This is a genomic window from Corallococcus macrosporus DSM 14697 (assembly GCF_002305895.1).
Lineage (GTDB): Bacteria > Myxococcota > Myxococcia > Myxococcales > Myxococcaceae > Myxococcus > Myxococcus macrosporus.
Genome location: NZ_CP022203.1, coordinates 1,068,929 through 1,085,728, shown reverse-complemented (window position 1 = coordinate 1,085,728; position 16,800 = coordinate 1,068,929). Strand labels below are relative to the sequence as shown.

Genomic DNA, 16,800 nt, shown 5'->3' with positions numbered 1-16,800 from the left:
GGCGTTCATGCCGCCCGTCCCATGCGCGTGCGGAAGTGCGCCATCCAGCGGATGAAGGGTGAATGGAAGCGGCGGAAGTCCGCCACCTCGCCCAGCGAGTCCAGCGGCCCCTTGCGCGCCTCCAGCCGCGCGTAGAAGGGCGACGACTCCAGCAGCCTCGGCTGCCCCACCACCACGTTGCCCGCGTGCAGCCGCGACGGCACGCGCAGGCCCCAGCCGGTGATGTTGGTGGGCCGCGCCTCCACCAGGGCCGGCCCCCGCTCACAGCGCACGCCGCGCGCGCCCGCCACCACCCGCAGCGGCGCGACGCCCTCGGGCAGGTGGTAGTCCACCACCGTCTCGTCCTCGCGGTGCGTGCGGGCCCAGTGCCACCCCGACAACCGCGCCCCCAGCAGCTCTCCACCGTGGTTGGTGTCGTGGTAGCCCAGGCCGCTCGCGGCGATGCCCAGCGAGGACACCTCCAGCCGCGCCCGCGAGCGCGGCGCCAGCGCCTGCCAGTAGTGCGGCAGCCCCGGCATGAGCTGCACCACCTCGCCCATGGGCGTCATCGGCTCCAGCGTCAGCCCCGCGCGCACGGGCCGGCCCCACGGCGCCGTCCAGTCGTCCACGGCCATCCGCACCGTGCCGTCCCCTTCGTAGGACAGCGTGGAGCGGCCGATGCGCAGCCGGCCCGGCGACTCCAGCTCCGCGCGCGCGTACTCACTGAGGACCCACAGCCGCCGCACGCCCTGGTGGTACAGCGCGAAGTTCACCGCGCTGTGCTCCAACGGCCGTCCGCCCCGCCGCGCCGCCACCGAGTACCGGGGCGAGAAGAGCGAGCCGAGCATGAAGATGCACACCGCGCTGTACGGGCCTGCCGTGACGTCCGCGTAGAACCAACGGTAGGTGCCCGCCGCGTCCGGCAGCGAGGGGAGATTCGCCAGGCGCATCACGCGTCCCTCCGGAGGTGCCGCGAGGCCAGCTCCGCGGCGAAGCGGCCGGACAGCATCACCAGCGGCACCCCGCCGCCTGGGTGCGTCCCCCCGCCCGCGAAGAACAGGCCCGGCGTGTCGCCGCGGATGCGGGGACGGCGGAAGGGGCCGAACTTCCCGTGCGGCAGGAACCCGTAGATGGAGCCACCCGGCGCCCCCTGCGCGGCCAGGTCCACCGGCGAGCGCTGACCGATGACGCGCACCCGTCCCTTGAGCGCCGGGTAGTGCCGCAGCAGCCGCTCCAGCATCTGCGCCTTCACGCGCTCCGCGTTGGCCTCCCAGGCCCGCGTGGCCTGCTCCGCGCCGCGCCCGTCCACGGGCAGCGCGGGCGCGTTCACCATGACGAACAACCCGGTGCGGCCAGGCGGCGCCATGCTGTCGTCGGTGGCGGAGGGGTTGCAGAAGTACACCGTCGGGTCCGACGCGAGCTGCCCGCTGAACAGCTCGTCGAACTCGCGCCGGTAGTCGCCGCCGAAGAGGACGGTGTGGTGCGGCAGCGCGGGGCGGCCCTCCACCTCCAGCAGCAGCACGAAGCCGGACAGCGCCAGGGGCTCGCCCGCGCGTGAGAGCCGCTCCAGCGGGTCCGCGTTCACCACCACGCTGTCGAAGCGCTCCGTGCCCTCGTGCGGGCCCACCTGGTAGCCCTCGCGCGTGCGCTCGAAGCGCGCCCGCGTGTCCAGGAGGATGCGCACGCCCAGCCGGCGCGCGGCCTGTCCCAGCGCGTCCACCAGCGCGCCGATGCCGCCGTGGACGTGGTGCACGCCATAGGCATGCTCGATGTGCGGAATCAGCGCGAAGGCCGCGCTGGCCGCGTAGGGCGACGCGCCCGTGTACGTGGCGAAGCGGCCCACGTACTGCCGCAGGTGGTCCGTCTTGAAGTGCCGCGCCGCCAGCTCGTGCAGCGTGCCCATCCGCATCCCCGCCAGGACGGCGCCCACGCCGCGCTTCGCCACGCGCGCCATGAAGCCGGCCAGGCCCTCGAAGGGGGCCTCCAGGTACGGCTCGCCCGCCGCGCGCCAGATGGCCGCGGCCTCCGTGTAGAAGCTCCGGATGCCGTCGCGCTCGCCGGCGCGGACGCCCGCCGCGCTCTGCGCCATTCGCTCCACGTCCTTGTAGGCCGTGAATTCGCACCCGTCCTCGAAGCGGTAGGCGCACTGCGGCTCCAGCTCCGTGAAGCGCGGCAGCAGGTCCTCGGCGTCGAGCTGCTGGAAGGTGCCGCGCACCAGGTGCGGCAGCGTCAGCAACGTGGGCCCGGTGTCCAGGGTGAGGCCCTTCACCGTGACGGCCTGGGCCTTGCCGCCCAGCGAGGCGCCCCGCTCGAACAGCGTCACCTCGTGGCCTTCCTTCGCCAGCAGTCCGGCGGCCGTCAGCCCGCCGATGCCACCGCCCACCACCGCGACACGGGTGCGCTTCATGCCCCACCTCCGTTGCGCCGCCGAGGCCCCGCCTTCATTCCTTCGCCGCGCATGACGCCCTCACCCTCCCGTCCCGGTGGGCAGCAGGGGCATCCGCACCTCGCCGCGAGGCACGGGCAGCACCGCGGCGGGCCGCACCATGGCCGCGGCGGCCAGCGCGAGCTTGCGACGCGGCGTCGTGTGGGCCCGGCCGCTGAACACGTCGTAGTCGCGCGCTTCGATGTCGCGCAGGATGTCGCCGTAGATGGCGCCCATCAGCCGCACCATCCGCTGGCTGCCGAAGCCCGTCAGGTAGCGCACCCCGGCCGCCGCTCGCGCGTAGTACGCCCGCGAGCGCTCCACCTGGAAGCGCATGAAGGACCGCCAGCGCGCGTCCACCTGCCCGCGCCGCAGGTCCTCCTCCGACAGCCCGAAGGCGGCCAGCTCCTCGGCGGGCAGGTACACCCGGCCGCGCTCCAGGTCCTCGCGCACGTCGCGCAGGATGTTGGTGAGCTGCATGGCCCGGCCCAGGTCGGCCGCGGGCTCCACCGCCGCCGCGTCCGAGCACCCCAGCACCGGCGTCAGCATCAGCCCCACCACGCCGGCCACGCGGTAGCAGTACAGGTCCAGCTCCGCCCAGGTGGTGTAGCGGTGCTTCGTCAAATCCATCTCCATGCCGGAGATGAGGTCCTGGAAGGGCTGCTCCGGAATCCGGAAGTGGCGCACCGTGTGCTCCAGCGCGGCGAACTCGCCCGCGTCCCACGGCGTGGCCGCGTCGCTGCCCTTCACCCGGTCCGCGGGCGGGCCCAGCTCGCGCGAGGCCAGCTCCGGCATGGGCAGGTACAGCTCCGCCACGCGCTGCCGCGCCCGCGCCAGGCGCACCGGCAGCGCCTCCGCCGCGCTGGCCGCGTCGTCCCCGTCCACCATGTCATCCAGGCGCCGGCAGAAGGCATACAGCGCGAAGGCCGCCTTCCGCCGCAGGCCGAAGAGCAGGTACGAGGCGAAGAAGAAGCTCTTGGCGTGGTGGCGCGTCACCTGCTTCGCCAGCGCATAGCCGCGCTCCACCAGCGCGCTGTCGGCGACGGGCGCGCTCATGCCGCCACCCCTTCCAGCGGCGCCGTCCCCGGCGCGCGGGGAGCCAGCGACACGCCTTGCGCCTGGGCCCACGTCATCAGCCGCTCCGTCACCAGCCGCGCGGAGATGAGCACCGTGGGCAGCCCCGTGCCCGGCTGCGTGGAGGCCCCGACGAAGAAGAGGTTCTTCACCCGCGCGTCCTGGTTGGACGGGCGGAAGGGGCCAATCTGCGTGAAGTTCTGGGACAGGCCAAAGGCGCTGCCGCGCGCCAGGTTGAAGGTGCCGGCCCAGTCATCCGGGGTGAAGACGCGCTCCACCTCGATGTCCGACTCCAGCGACGGGAAGCCCAGCTCCGCCATGCGCGCGAAGAACTTCGCCCGCACCTTGGGGCCCTCCACCTTCCAGTCCAGGCCCGGGTGCTGGTGCGGCACCGGCACGAGCACGTAGAGCGCGTCCTTGCCCTCGGGCGCCAGGGACGCGTCGGTGCGGGTGGGCGCGTTGACGTAGAAGCTCGGGTCCTCCGGCACGCGGAAGCGCTCGAAGATGTCGTCGAAGGAGCCCTTGTAGTCCCGGCCGAACACCACGTTGTGGTGCAACAGCTCCGGGTAGCGCCGCTTCATGCCCAGGTAGAGCAGGTAGCCGCTGGACGTGTAGCGCAGCTTCTCCTTGCGCTTGAGCGTCGTCGCCTTCGGGTCCAGCAGCTTCTCGTACGCGTAGGGCAGGTCCGCGTTGCACAGCACCGCGTCCGCCTCCACCACCTCGCCGCCCTCCAGCCGCACGCCATGGGTGCGGCTCCCGTCGGTGAGGATGCGCTCCACGGGCGCGCCGTAGTGGATGCGCACGCCCTCCTCGCGCGCCAGCCGCTCCAGCGCCAGGGGGATGGCGTACAGGCCGCCCTTGGGGAACCAGATGCCCACGCCCAGCTCGGTGAAGGGCAAGAGGCCGTACACCGCGGGGGACGCATAGGGCGACACGCCCAGGTACATCGTCTGGAAGGTCATCGCCGCGCGCAGCCGCTCGTCCTGGAAGAAGCGGCTGACGTCCCCGTACATGCGGCGGTGGGCGCGCACCTGGAAGATGCGCGCGAGCACGCGCGGCGAGAGGTAGTCGCGCAGGCCCGCGTAGTTGCGGCCCACCAGGTGGTCCAGGCTGGTGCGGTACTGGACGCGGCCCTGGGCCAGGAAGGCGAGGTAGCGCGCGTAGCTGCCGGGCTCCACGCGCTCCAGCTCGCGGCCCATGGCGCACAGCTCCGACGTGAAGGTGACGTCCGAGCCGTCCCGGAAGTGCACCCGATAGTTCGGGTCGCACTTGAGCAGCGTCAGGTAGTCCTCGATGCGGCGCCCCAGCGCGCGGAAGGTCTCCTCGAACACCTCCGGCATCAGCACGATGGTGGGGCCCAGGTCCCACGTGAAGCCGTCCACCTGCAGCCGATTGCAACGCCCGCCCGGCCCCTGCGTCTTCTCGAAGACCTGGACGTCGAAGCCCTGGTGCGCCAGCCGGGCGGCGGCGGCCAGTCCGCCCACGCCCGCGCCCACCACCACGACGCGCCGGCCCTGTGTCGATGCGCTCATGGCGTCCTCAGGCCACGCGGTGGGCCAGCCGGGCGATGAGCGCGTCGAGCAGCTCCCTCACGCCGTTGGGATTGGGCAGCGACTGCAACGAGCGGCGGGCGGCCCGGGAGGCCCGCAGCACCATGCGCTCACACGCGGCCCGGCCGCCGCAGGACTCCACCAGCGCGCGGGCCCGGGCCAGCGCCGCCGCGTCCTTCTGCTCCACCGGCAGCGCCCACAGGGCCTCCAGCTCCGCGCGCTCGGCCGCGCTGGCCCGGGCATGGGCGGCCAGCACGGGAAAGGTCCGTTTGCCTTGGAGGAAGTCCCCGTCCGCGGCCTTGCCGGCCACGTTGGAATCACCAAAAAGGCCCAGCAAATCGTCCCGAAGCTGGTAGGCAAGACCGACGTGACGGCCCACGCGCTCCAACCCCTCCACCAGGCCCCTGCTGGCCCCGCCGAGCATGGCCCCGCACACCAGCGGGGCGCAGAAGCCATAGCGCGCCGTCTTGAGATGCGCCACGCGCAGCGTCTGGAAGAGCGTCACCTCCGAAAGCCGCGCGCGCCCCAGGTCCAGGTCCAGGTACTGCCCCGCCGCGGTGTGGCGGCACACGCCCAGGTAGTACTGCACCACGCCCGCCACGCCCTGCAGGCCGGAGCCCAGCATGGCCTCCAGCGCGCGCGCGAAGAGGTGGTCCCCCACCACCACCGCCAGGTCCTCCCCCGCCCGCCCCGGCGCCAGCATCCGGTGCAGGGACGCGGCGCCCCGCCGCAGCTCCGCCTGATCCGCCACGTCGTCGTGGATGAGCAGGAAGGTGTGCAGCAGCTCCAACCCCGCGGCGAAGCGCCACAGGCCGGAGGGCACCACCGCGCTGCCTCGCGCCAGGCAGTGCCCCGCCATCACCAGCGCCGGGCGCAGCCGCTTGGCGGGCCGCAAGGTGTAGGCCCGGGCCTGCGTCAGCGCCCGCGTCCAACGAACGTCCAGGCCGGCCTCGTCGGGGAGCTCGAACAGCTCCGCCAGCGAGGTCTCCACCTCCGCCTGGACAAGCTGCAGCCAGGCTTGCTCCAAAGGAAGCAGGCCCGTCGGTGGCTGCGCATCGGGAAGCGTGAGTGCCATGCTTCTTTCCTCCGAAGGTCCTGTTCCTTTGATTCCTAGAGGTAGCGTTTGCGTCCAGAGCTTGTCAAGGGTATGTCTAAGGTTTGCGATAACCTTGTACACAGAGGTCCCCTCATGAAGGCGTGGATCGCAGGTGCGCTCTCCGTGTCCCTGGCCGCTGGAAGCGCCCTGGGCGCGGCACCGGCCCCGGAGCCGGTGGACGCGACGTTACGCACCTCGGCGGGAAAGGAGGTCCGACTTTCCAAGTGGCGCGGGAAACCCGTCATTCTGTTCTACGAGGACAAGGACTCGACCAAGCTCAACTCCACCCTGAAGAAGGAGCTGTTCGCCCGGGGACAGGAGCGCGGGATTCTGGACGCCGCCTGGGTGCTGGCGGTCGCAAACCTTCAGAACTTCGACTTTTTCCCGGCCCGGCAGATCGCCCTGTCCTTCGTCCGGGACGAGGAGAAGAAGGTGGGCGTGCCCATCCTGGTGGACATGGACGGGACGATGGGGAAGGCGCCCTGGAAGCTGCCGGTGAAGACCTCCAACGTCGTGCTCCTGGATGAGAAGGGGGCCCTCGTCTACCAGCACTCGGGGCGGATGAAGCCGGATGAGCTGACGGCCTTCTTCGCCGTCCTGAGCCGCCTGGTGGGCGTGGACCTCAACGCCCCCGCGCCCGAGGAGCCCACCCCGTGAAGGTGGCCATCACCGGCGCGAGCGGCTTCCTGGGTCCAGGGCTTGTCCAGGGTTTGTTGGAGGGTGGACACCAGGTCCACGTGCTGACCCGGCGCGTTGAACACGCGCTTGCCCGGCTGCCCGCCGGGGTGACGGGGGCGCCCTTCGACGCCGGCGCGCCCCTGCCGCCCGAGGCGCTGGCGGACGCGGAGGCCGTCATCCACCTGGCGGGCGAGCCGGTGGCCCAGCGCTGGACGCATGAGGGGAAGCGCCGCATCCATGACAGCCGGGTGCAGGGCACGCGGGCGGTGGTGGCGGCGATGCGTGGCGCGGGCACGGTGAAGCGGTTCCTGTCGGCGTCGGCCATTGGCTACTACGGCGGCACGCGCGGCGCGGAGCCCCTGACGGAGGAGTGCCCTCCGGGGGACGACTTCCTGGCCCGCGTGTGCGTGGACTGGGAGGCGGAGGCCATGCAGGCGCGCGAGTCTGGCATCGCCACGGCGGTGGTGCGCATGGGCGTGGTGCTGCACCCGGAGGGCGGCGCGCTCCACAAGATGCTGCCCCCCTTCCGCGTGGGCGCGGGCGGCCCGGTGGGCAGCGGCGAGCAGTTCGTGAGCTGGGTGCACCGCGAGGACGCCAGGGACCTGCTGCTGTTCCTGCTGGCCCACCCCCAGGTGGAGGGCATGGTGAACGCCACCGCGCCCACGCCGGTGACGAACGCCTACTTCGCGCACCTGCTGGGGCATGTGCTGGGGCGGCCGTCCATGGTGCGGGTGCCCGCCTTCGTCCTCAAGGCGGCCCTGGGGGAGATGGCCAAGGTGGTGCTGGAGGGCCAGCGCGTGCTGCCCCAGCGGGCCCAGGAGGCGGGCTTCGTGTTCCGTCACCCGGAGTTGGACGGAGCGCTGCGCGACCTGCTGGCATAGGTTGCGCGGATGGACGCGAAGACACTGGAGGCGCGGGCCCGCGCCGAGGGCACCCCCGTCATCGACCCGGACACCGCCACCTTCGTGTGGCGTGGCCGGGGCCCCGTCTTCGTCCAGGGTGACTTCCAGGACTGGCGCGGCAAGCCGCTGCCCCTCAAGCGCGTGGCGCCCGGGCTGTGGACCCGCGCGCTGACGCTGCCGCCCGACGCCTACGTCGAATACGCGCTGGAGGACCCGCGCGGACGGCGCGTGGAGGACCCGCTCAACCGCCACCCGTCCGACAATGGCTTCGGCGGCATCAACCATTCGTTCCACATGCCCCGGGCCCGCTCGACGCTGCCCGCCCGGCATCCGCGCGGCGCGCCCCGGGGCCGCGTCACGCGGCACGTGGTGGACACGGGGGACGTGGACCTGCCGGGCCAGCGCCGGGTGTACCTGTACGCGCCGCCCACGGACGCGCCGGTGCCGCTGCTGGTGGCGTACGACGGCGAGGACTACCTGCGCCGCGTCCGCCTGCCAGAGATGGTGGACACCCTGGTGGCCGAAGGCCGCATGCGCCCGGTGGCGCTGGCGCTCGTGTGCAACGGCGGCGAGACGCGCAGCATGGAGTACGCGTGCAGCGAGTACACGGTGGGGCTCTTGAAGTGGAAGGTGCTGCCGCTGGCGCGACAGAAGCTGTCGCTGGTGGATGAGCGGCGAAGCCCCGGTGCCCACGCGGTGCTGGGCGCCTCGCTGGGCGGGCTGATGGCGCTGTACACCGGCCTGCGCATGCCGGACGTCTTCGGCCGGGTGCTGTCCCAATCCGGGGCCTTCACGGTGGAGGGCCATGACTTCGTCGTCTTCGACCTGGCGCGGCAGCCGCCTCGCCGCCCGTTGGACGTCTGGCTGGACTGCGGCCGCTTCGAGGGCTTGCTGGAGGGCAACCGCCGCCTCGCTCCCGTGCTCTCAGAAGCCGGGCACCAGGTGGAGCTCCGGGCGTACAGCGGTGGCCACAACTACCCGGCGTGGCGGGAGGACCTGGTGCACGGACTGGAGCGGCACTTCCCTCCCCTGCCCGCCAAGCACGGGAAGTCACTACGTTTTTCCGGGCGCTGACGCGGCCAGGCCCGCCGTGCCGAGGCGTCCTCGCGGACCCACCTTTGGGGCTGGACGCAACTGGCGCCGTACCGCGCCCGATAACCTACATGGGAATTCCCGGGGCGCTGTCCGCGCCGGGCCCCATCCCTGGAGCCCCCCATGTCCCGCATTGATGGTGGTAACCGTCCGTCCTCTCCCAAGGGCCCGGCGCCTGAGCGCGCCAGCAGCCCGGAGCGGCCGGCGTCCAGCACCGCGAGTCAGGGAGCGAAGGGCGTCCAGGCCCACCGCGCGGTGCAGCCCTTCCAGGGCCGCAGCGACTTCGAGCCGGACCGGCGCCCCGCGCAGCGCGGCGTGACGGCCCCGCCGCCCCCGTCCCTGGACGCCACCGCCATCGCGGGCGCCGACGCGGAGCTGGAGCTGCTCTCCGAGTTCCCGGACCAGGCGGATGCCCAGGGCGGGCTCGCCTCCGCCATGCTGCACGCGCACGCGCACGAGCCGGCCTCGCAGGCCCGCATCGTGGAGCGCCTGAAGCAGGACGGCCGGCTGGAGTCGCTCTTCGGCGAGGTGTTCCGCGAAGGCAACCCCTACGTCGAGCAGCCGCACCGCAACGCCGTGGTGCGCGCGCTGGACACCGCCATCACCCGGGGCACGGTGACGCTCGAGGACCTGCGCTCGTTCGCGCGCGGCGCCTACGCGCAGGAGTGGCGGCAGATTGGCTCCGAGCTGGTGGGTCCCCTCGCGGGCACGGTGAAGCCGTAGCGCGCGCGACGGATGCACCCATGAGAGCTCCTCGTCGACGCACCCCCGGCGCGGGTCGCAGGAAGAGCATCAGCCGGCGCTCCCGCCCGGCCCGGCGCGCGCATGGCACGTACCGGGCCCGGCCGCGGACCCGGCCGGCCAAGAAGTACCGGGTCCGGCTGCGGACCGCCCGCAGGACGCTCTGAGGCCGCCCGCGTCAGGGCAGCGCCACCTGCCCCGGTGACGAGCGCTGCCCCGCGGTGCCCAGGCCCAGCGCGCCGTGCAGGCTGGAGCCCCAGCTCGACACCGTGCCGTCCCGCTGCATGGCCAGCGAGAAGTCCGCTCCGCCCGACACCACGGAGACCTCCGCCAGCTCCTTCACGCGCAGGGGCTCGGCCCGGTTCGCGTTGTCTCCCAGCCCGAGCTGCCCGTGCGAGTTGCGGCCCCAGGCCCACACGGTGCCCTTGGGGCCCACGGCGAACGAGTGCCGCGCCCCCGCGCCAATGGCCGTCACCCCGGCGAGGCCCGGCACGGGCCGGGGCACGATGCGCGTCCGCGTGCTGTCGTCGCCGGCTCCGAGCTGGCTGTGCGTGTTGTCGCCCCACGTCCAGACGGCGCCGTCGCCGCGCAGCGCCAGCGTGTGCGCCGCGCCCGCGCGCACCTCCACCACGCCGTCCACGCCCTTCACCCACACGCGCGAGTACCGGGTGGTGCCGGTGCCGTCTCCAAGCTGGCCGGAGGCATTGTTGCCCCACGCCGCCAGGGAGCCGTCCGCCAGCAGCGCCAGCGAGTGGTGGTCCCCGCCCGCCACCGACGTCACGTTCGACAGGCCCTCCACGCGGACGGGCAGGAGGCGGGACTCCGCGGTGCCGTCCCCCAACTGGCCGAACGCGTTGTAGCCCCACGCCCACACCGAGCCGTCCGAGCGCACCGCCAGCGCGTGGTAGCCCCCCGAGCCGATGGCCACCACCCGCTGGAGCCCGGCCACCCGCACGGGCGTCGTGCGGGAGAGCGTCGTCCCGTCTCCGAGCTGGCCGAAGCCATTGGCCCCCCACGCCCACACGGTGCCGTCGCTGCGCAGCGCCAGCGAGTGCCAGGCGCCCGTGGACACGGCCACCACGCCCGTCAGTCCGCGCACCACGACGGGCGCGGCGCGGCGCTCGGTGGTGCCGTCCCCGAGCTGGCCATGCGCGTTGTCACCCCAGGCCTGCACGGTGCCATCCGCCATCAGCGCCACCGCGTGCTGCGCCCAGGCGCGCACGGTGCGCACCGGCTGGCGAAGCTTGGACGCCTCGATTCGCACCTGCACCGGCGTCAGCCGCGGGCCCGTCTTCCCATCGCCGAGCTGGCCGTACTCATTGCTGCCCCAGGCGTGGGCGCCGCCGCCCACGAGCACGGCCACGGAGAACTGCTCACCGGCGGCCACCGCCTCCACGTCCCGCAGCTCCGGCACCTGCCGGGGCCACATCCACGTGGGCGCCGACGTGCCATCCCCGAGCTGCCCCAACGTGTTGTCGCCCCACGTCCACACCGCGCCGTCCTCCCCCAGCGCCACCACGTGGTGCGCGCCCGCGGACATGGCCCGGACGCGCTTGACGGACGTCACCTGCTTGGGCACGGACTGCGAGTGGTTGGTGCCATCCCCCAACTGTCCGGACGGGTTCGCGCCCCAGGCCCACGCGGTGCCGTCCTGGCGCACCGCCAGCGAGAAGGCGCGCCCCGCGGACACCGAGGCCACGCCCTCCAGCCCCTTCACGCGCACCGGCGTCGGGCTCGGCGTGGTGCTGCCCTCGCCAAGCTGACCCGAGCCATTCGCGCCCCAGGCCCACAGCGCCCCGTCCTCGCCCGCCGCCAGGCCGTGCGTCTCGCCCAGCGCCACGGACATGATGTTGGAGGGGAGCTTGAGCGGGCCCGGCACGGCGCGGTCCGCCGTGGAGCCGTCCCCCAGTTGGCCGTGGGCATTGGCGCCCCAGGCCCACGCGGTGCCATCCGCGAGCAGCGCCAGGGACGCGTCTCCGCCCGCCGCCACCGCCACGGCGCCCTGCAGCCCGTCCACCCGCGCCGGCACCACGCGCGAGGCCGTGGTGCCGTCTCCCAGTTGCCCCCGGCCGTTCGCGCCCCAGGCCCAGACGGAGCCGTCACACGCCAGCGCCAGGGAGTGCCGCACGCCGCTGGCGACGGAGCGGACACAGGGCACGCCGCGGACGCGCACGGGCCCGGCGCGGTGGGTGGTGGTGCCATCTCCGAGCTGGCCGGAGGCGTTCTCTCCCCAGGCCAGCACGGCGCCATCCGCGCGGACCATCAGGGCGTGCGCGCGGCCGACGGCCAGCCGGTCCACGCGGCCCAGGCCCTGCACCTGCACCGGGCGCGAGCTCCAGCCCGCGGCGCCCAGGCCCAACTGGCCGAAGCGGTTGTAGCCCCACCCGCGCAGCGTCCCATCCGCGTGCAGCGCGAGCACGTGCAGGTGACTGGGGTGCAGCGCCTGGATGCCCGACAGGCCGGGGACGACGGCTGGCCGCACGCGCGAGGTGAAGGTGCCGTCACCGAGCTGCCCGTACCCGTTGTAACCCCACGCGCGCACCGTGCCGTCGCCGTGCAGCGCCATGGAGTGGGAGCGGCCACCGCTGACGGCGGTGATGCCCGTCAGCCCCGGCACCTGCACGGGACGGAAGCGGTCGGTCCACGTGCCGTCGCCGAGCTGTCCCTCGCCATTGTCCCCCCACGCCCACACCGTGCCGTCACCGCGCACGGCCAGCGCGTGCGCGGAGCCCGCAGCCACGCGGGTGATGTTCGTCAGCCCCGCCACCTGCACCGGGAACAGGCGCTGCACGCCGCCCCCGTCGCCCACCTGTCCCTCGAAGCCCTCGCCCCACGCCCACACCGTGCCGTCGCTGCGCAGCGCCATGGAGAAGTACGTCCCGGCCGCCACCGCCACCACCGAGTCCAGCCTGGCGACGCGCACCGGCGTCAGCCGGTCCACCGTCGTGCCATCTCCAAGCTGCCCCAGCGCGTTGTAGCCCCAGGCCCACACGGTGCCGTCGCCGCGCAGCGCCAGCGTGTGGCTGCCGCCCGTGGCCACCGCCACCACCGACGTCAGGCCCGACACGACGACGGGCCGGGCGCGGTCGCGGGTGGAGCCATCCCCGAGCTGGCCGGCGGCGTTGCGCCCCCAGGCCCAGACCGTCCCATCCGTGCCCACGGCGAGCGAGTGGTGTCCGGACGCGGCGACGCCGCGGATGCCGCTGAGCCCCTCCACGCGCACCGCGGCGTGGCGCTCGGCGGTGGTGCCATCCCCGAGCTGGCCGTAGGTGTTGCGGCCCCAGGACCAGACGGAGCCGTCTCCCAGCGCCGCCAGGGAGTGGAAGCTGCCCGTCGCCATCGACGCCACGTCCGCCAGCCGCAGCAACGGCGCCGGCACCACGTGGCGCTCGGAGCCGCCATGGCCGAGCTGGCCCGCGAGGCCGCCGCCCCAGGCCCAGAGCGTGCCGTCCCCGCGCAGGGCCAGCGCGTGCTGCGCGCCGCCCACCACCGCGGCCACGGACCTCAGCCCGGGCACCTCGCCGGGCGTGGCGCGGTCGTCCGTGCCGCTGTCGCCAAGCTGGCCAGAGCCATTGGCACCCCAGGCGAGCACGCTGCCCGCTTCGAGCAACGCCAGCGAGCTCGCGTCCATCGACGCGACGGCCTTCACCCGCTCCAGCCCAGGCACCCGCGCGGGCACGGCGCGGTCACTCCAGGCGCCGTCACCGAGCTGCCCGGAGCTGTTGGCGCCCCACGTCCACACGCCCCCGTCCTTGCCCAGGGCCAGCGCGTGGTAGGTGCCCGCCGCCACGGCGGAGATGCCGCTGATGTGGGCGACCTCCACCGGAGACAGGCGCTGGGTGAAGGTGCCATCACCGAGCTGCCCGGAGCTGTTGGAGCCCCACGCGCGCACCGTGCCGTCATCCATCACGGCCAGGGTGAAGTCGAAGCCGGCGGCGAGCGCCACCACGCCCTCCAGGCCGGGGACGGGCTCGGGCGTGAGGCCGGGCTCCGTGTGCCCCCGGCCGAGCTGCCCGTGGAAGTTGGTGCCCCAGGCCCACACGGTGCCGTCGCCGCGCAGCGCCAGCGAGTGGAAGTCGCCCGCGGCCACGGCCACCACGTCCGTCAGGCCGGCGACCTGCATCGGTGTCACGCGGTCGGTGGTGGTGCCATCCCCCAACTGCCCGGAGCTGTTGCCGCCCCACGCCCACACCGTGCCCGCCTCGTCCAGCGCGAGCGAGTGGGCCTCACCGGACACCACGGACACGATGTCTCGCGGCGAAGGCAGCGGCGCGGGCGCCAGCCGCTGGAGAGGCGTCGCCTCGCCCCCCAGTTGTCCCGAGGTGTTGCCACCCCACGCCCACACCGTGCCTGTGGGGGACACGTACAGCGAATGCTGCGAGCCCGCGGCGATGCGCATGGGCGGCGCCGTGACGGTGATGCGCTGGGTGCGCGCGGCGCGAGGCTGCTCAAGCGCGGCGAGCTCCCCTGTGGGCTCGCAGGCAACCAGCAACAGGGCGCTCACCAGGAACGTCACCAGGCGGCGCGTTCCCGCCAACATGTCAGGGGCCATGGGGGTCTCCTCGGGGGTGGATGCGCGTCAGCCAGGCGGTTCGCCGTCACACGCGCGGCGACCCTTCAGTGGCTTTCCGGCAGGCCGGTGTATACGGCCAACACGCTGTTACTTGTATCGCGAGAACAGCTCAGGCGCTCTCCTGGCTGCATGCTGCAATCGCATGCGACGCGGGTTCGGGTCGCGATTGCCCCAGCGTCGAACACCGAGCGCGGATTGATGCGCTGTCCGTGTACGAGGTGTTCACATTTCTTCACGCGGATTGCATTGCAGCGCATTGCGCAAAGGTCAGGATGGCGCACTGCATGGACACCGCGCGCTTCCTGCTCTTCGCCCTCGTCACCGGCCTCGTCACGGTGGCCGTCCACGTCTACTTGTACCGCCGCCTCTTCGCGGCCACGTCCGAGCACCGCGCGTGGCGGCGCGTGGGCGCGGGCCTGATGACGGTGCTGGGCACACTGCTGGTGCTGTCGTGGTCCGTGACGCGCTTCCTGCCCATGGACTCCACCTTCGCCGTGGCCACGGCGGTGTGGACGTGGATGGGCGCGGTCATCTACCTGCTGCTCGCACTGGGGGTGATGGGTGTCGTGCGCAAGGTGGCCGCGCGGCTGCGGGGCTCGCGCGATGAGGTGGCGGCGGAGGCGCGGAGCGTTGGCGCAACGGCTTCCGCGTCGCATGTGCAGGTGACGGAGAGCGCAGCACAGGCTGGCGGCGCATGGGCGGCGACGTCACCTGCACAGGCGATAGCGGGCTCGGTGCAGGCTGGTGGCAAGCTGGCTGCGACGGGAACGGAGTCCGTGTCGGTGGCTTCGGGAGCTCTGGCGACGGGTGGGCACAGCGCGGCGACGGCGCACGCCGAATCGGCCCCGGTGGTGACGGCGACTGGCGGTGCCACGGCTGCGGCTCCCGCTCCGGTGGCGTTCGCGACAGCGTCTAGCGGTGGCACGACCGTGGGCCCTGCCTCGGTAGGGATGGTGGCAGGCCCCGGCGAGGCCACGGCCTCGGCTCCGGTGAATGTAGAGCGCCGCCGCTTCCTTGCTCGGGCGACAGCCGGCGGAGCGGTGCTGGCTTCGGGTGGCGTGACGGGCTTCGGGATGTGGAGCGCCTTCCACCCGCCGGTGGTGAACGAGGTGGCGGTGAAGTTGCCGGGTCTGCCCAAGGCCTTGGATGGCTTCACCATCGTCCACCTGAGTGACATCCACGTGGGCCCGGTCATCCGGCGTCCGTTCATGGATGAGCTGGTGCGCCGCTGCAACGCGCTGCGCCCGGACCTGACGTGCATCACGGGCGACCTGGTGGACGGCCACGTCGCGTCACTGGCTCCGGCGGTGTCGGCGCTGTCCGAGCTGAAGTCGCGCCACGGCACCTACTTCGTCACGGGAAACCACGAGTATTACTGGAGCGACGCGGCCTGGGCGGAGGCGCTGGAGGGCATGGGGGTGCACGTGCTGCGCAACCGCCACGTGCGCATTGGTGACGCGGCCGCGTCGTTCGACCTGGTGGGCGTGGACGACTGGTCAGCAGGCAAGATGGGGTTCGCGCAAGGGTACGACCTGGCGGCGGCGACAGCGGGGCGGGACTCCGACCGGGCCTCGGTGCTGCTCGCGCACCAGCCGTCGAACTGGAAGGTGGCGGCACAGCAGGGAATGGGCTTGCAGCTCTCCGGGCACACCCATGGGGGACAGTTCTTCCCATTCACGCTGGCGGTCTCCGCCATCTGGGAGCATGACGCGGGTCTGTTTCATGAAGGAGACCGGCATCTGTATGTCAGCCGGGGAACAGGCTTCTGGGGTCCGCCGCTGCGCGTCGGAGCGCCGCCAGAGATTGTCCGGGTGACACTGTTGGCGTGATGCATAGATTCGCCGGGTATGGCCAGGGAACCTGCCCAGCGAGAGCTGAAACAAGAGCGTGCCGCGCGCACGCGCATGGACATTCTGGAAGCGGCCATTCAACTCTTCGCGCGCCGGGGGTTCCTCGCCACGACGATGGCGGACTTATCCCGCGCCATCCGGATGACGCCCGGAGCGCTGTATTGGCACTTCCCCACCAAGGAAGACCTGCTGCTGGCTGCGATTGAGGAGTTGCACCAGCGCTGCGTCCGCGAGTTCCGGCTGCTGGGGAACTACCAGGAGCTCTCCGCGCAAGAGCAGTTCCAGTCCATCTCCGAACGAGCGCACCTGCTCCTGCGCGAGCACCGCGAATACGGCATCTTCTTCGCGATGCTCGCGGCCGAGGCCGCCGACTCAAACGACCAGGTCGCGGAGGCCATCCGGGCCAAGCTGGACCTCTACGCGACGACGCTGGAGGACATCATCCGTCACGGGCAGCGGACGGGAGAGTTCCGGCAGGACGTGGATGCGCGACATACGGCCCACAGCCTGCTGGGCGGATTCCTGGGCGTGCTCATGCACCAGAACCTCTTCCGCGCCTCCATGGACTTCGACCTGCCGGTGTCCGCGCTCAGCATGTTGATGACGGCTGGAATCGCGCCACCCTCCACACCTGGGTAGACAGCAGAGCGTCCAGCCCATCCGACATCATTCGTCCCCGCTTGTGATTGTTCTCAAGCGCGGCAAACCAAGGCCGTGCACGGCTCCTGACTCATCCAAACAGGGCATCCCAAATGAAACGGGCGGGACCCCAAGTCAGGGTTCCGCCCGTTCCGAACCTCACGGGGACAGGGCCAACACTTCAGCCCCGCCCCCTTGCTG

The 16,800-nt window shown here is 72.7% G+C and carries 12 protein-coding genes; 6 read left to right on the top strand and 6 right to left on the bottom strand.

The window, feature by feature from the left end:
* Nucleotides 1–5 precede the first annotated feature (5 nt).
* The 5 genes from MYMAC_RS04635 to MYMAC_RS04615 are packed head-to-tail and all read right to left on the bottom strand — an operon-like array spanning nucleotide 6 to nucleotide 6,103.
* Entirely contained in the window at nucleotides 6–932 is a 927-nt protein-coding gene (locus tag MYMAC_RS04635) for a carotenoid 1,2-hydratase (protein ID WP_095957201.1), read from the bottom strand.
* Nucleotides 929–2,386, bottom strand: coding sequence for a phytoene desaturase family protein (locus MYMAC_RS04630; protein ID WP_095957200.1), 1,458 nt, complete (start codon nucleotides 2,384–2,386; stop codon nucleotides 929–931). The genes MYMAC_RS04635 and MYMAC_RS04630 overlap by 4 nt, the downstream gene beginning before the upstream one ends.
* Before the next feature lie 60 nt (nucleotides 2,387–2,446).
* Entirely contained in the window at nucleotides 2,447–3,460 is a 1,014-nt protein-coding gene (locus tag MYMAC_RS04625; protein WP_095957199.1) for a phytoene/squalene synthase family protein, read from the bottom strand.
* Entirely contained in the window at nucleotides 3,457–5,010 is a 1,554-nt protein-coding gene (locus MYMAC_RS04620; RefSeq protein WP_095957198.1) for a phytoene desaturase family protein, read from the bottom strand. The genes MYMAC_RS04625 and MYMAC_RS04620 overlap by 4 nt, the downstream gene beginning before the upstream one ends.
* Nucleotides 5,011–5,017: 7 nt before the next feature.
* Entirely contained in the window at nucleotides 5,018–6,103 is a 1,086-nt protein-coding gene (locus MYMAC_RS04615) for a polyprenyl synthetase family protein (RefSeq protein WP_095957197.1), read from the bottom strand.
* Between the two features lie 114 nt (nucleotides 6,104–6,217).
* Between MYMAC_RS04615 and MYMAC_RS04610 the strand changes: the two genes are divergently transcribed.
* The 4 genes from MYMAC_RS04610 (at nucleotide 6,218) to MYMAC_RS04595 (ending at nucleotide 9,519) form a co-directional block, all read left to right on the top strand.
* Nucleotides 6,218–6,781, top strand: a complete 564-nt coding sequence (locus tag MYMAC_RS04610; RefSeq protein ID WP_204817390.1) for a peroxiredoxin family protein — start codon at nucleotides 6,218–6,220, stop codon at nucleotides 6,779–6,781.
* The gene (locus tag MYMAC_RS04605) at nucleotides 6,778–7,683 is read left to right on the top strand and encodes a TIGR01777 family oxidoreductase (protein ID WP_095957195.1); all 906 of its coding nucleotides are present in this window, start codon (nucleotides 6,778–6,780) and stop codon (nucleotides 7,681–7,683) included. The genes MYMAC_RS04610 and MYMAC_RS04605 overlap by 4 nt, the downstream gene beginning before the upstream one ends.
* A gap of 9 nt (nucleotides 7,684–7,692) precedes the next feature.
* Nucleotides 7,693–8,778 carry an alpha/beta hydrolase-fold protein gene (locus MYMAC_RS04600; RefSeq protein WP_095957194.1) on the top strand — a complete coding sequence of 362 codons (1,086 nt, stop codon included), beginning with the start codon at nucleotides 7,693–7,695 and terminating at the stop codon, nucleotides 8,776–8,778.
* Between the two features lie 141 nt (nucleotides 8,779–8,919).
* Complete coding sequence (locus MYMAC_RS04595; RefSeq protein WP_095957193.1) at nucleotides 8,920–9,519, top strand: hypothetical protein; 600 nt, start codon at nucleotides 8,920–8,922, stop codon at nucleotides 9,517–9,519.
* Nucleotides 9,520–9,715: 196 nt separating this feature from the next.
* Here the strand turns inward: MYMAC_RS04595 and MYMAC_RS04590 are convergent, their stop codons facing one another.
* A complete protein-coding gene (locus MYMAC_RS04590; RefSeq protein ID WP_095957192.1) occupies nucleotides 9,716–14,089 on the bottom strand; it encodes an RCC1 domain-containing protein in 4,374 nt (1,457 codons plus the stop codon).
* 305 nt (nucleotides 14,090–14,394) lie between these two features.
* On the opposite strand from MYMAC_RS04590, the gene MYMAC_RS04585 reads away from it, so the two are divergent.
* Nucleotides 14,395–15,939, top strand: a complete 1,545-nt coding sequence (locus MYMAC_RS04585) for a metallophosphoesterase (RefSeq protein ID WP_095957191.1) — start codon at nucleotides 14,395–14,397, stop codon at nucleotides 15,937–15,939.
* Between the two features lie 75 nt (nucleotides 15,940–16,014).
* Nucleotides 16,015–16,599, top strand: a complete 585-nt coding sequence (locus tag MYMAC_RS04580; RefSeq protein WP_239989354.1) for a TetR/AcrR family transcriptional regulator — start codon at nucleotides 16,015–16,017, stop codon at nucleotides 16,597–16,599.
* Nucleotides 16,600–16,800: the final 201 nt, after the last annotated feature.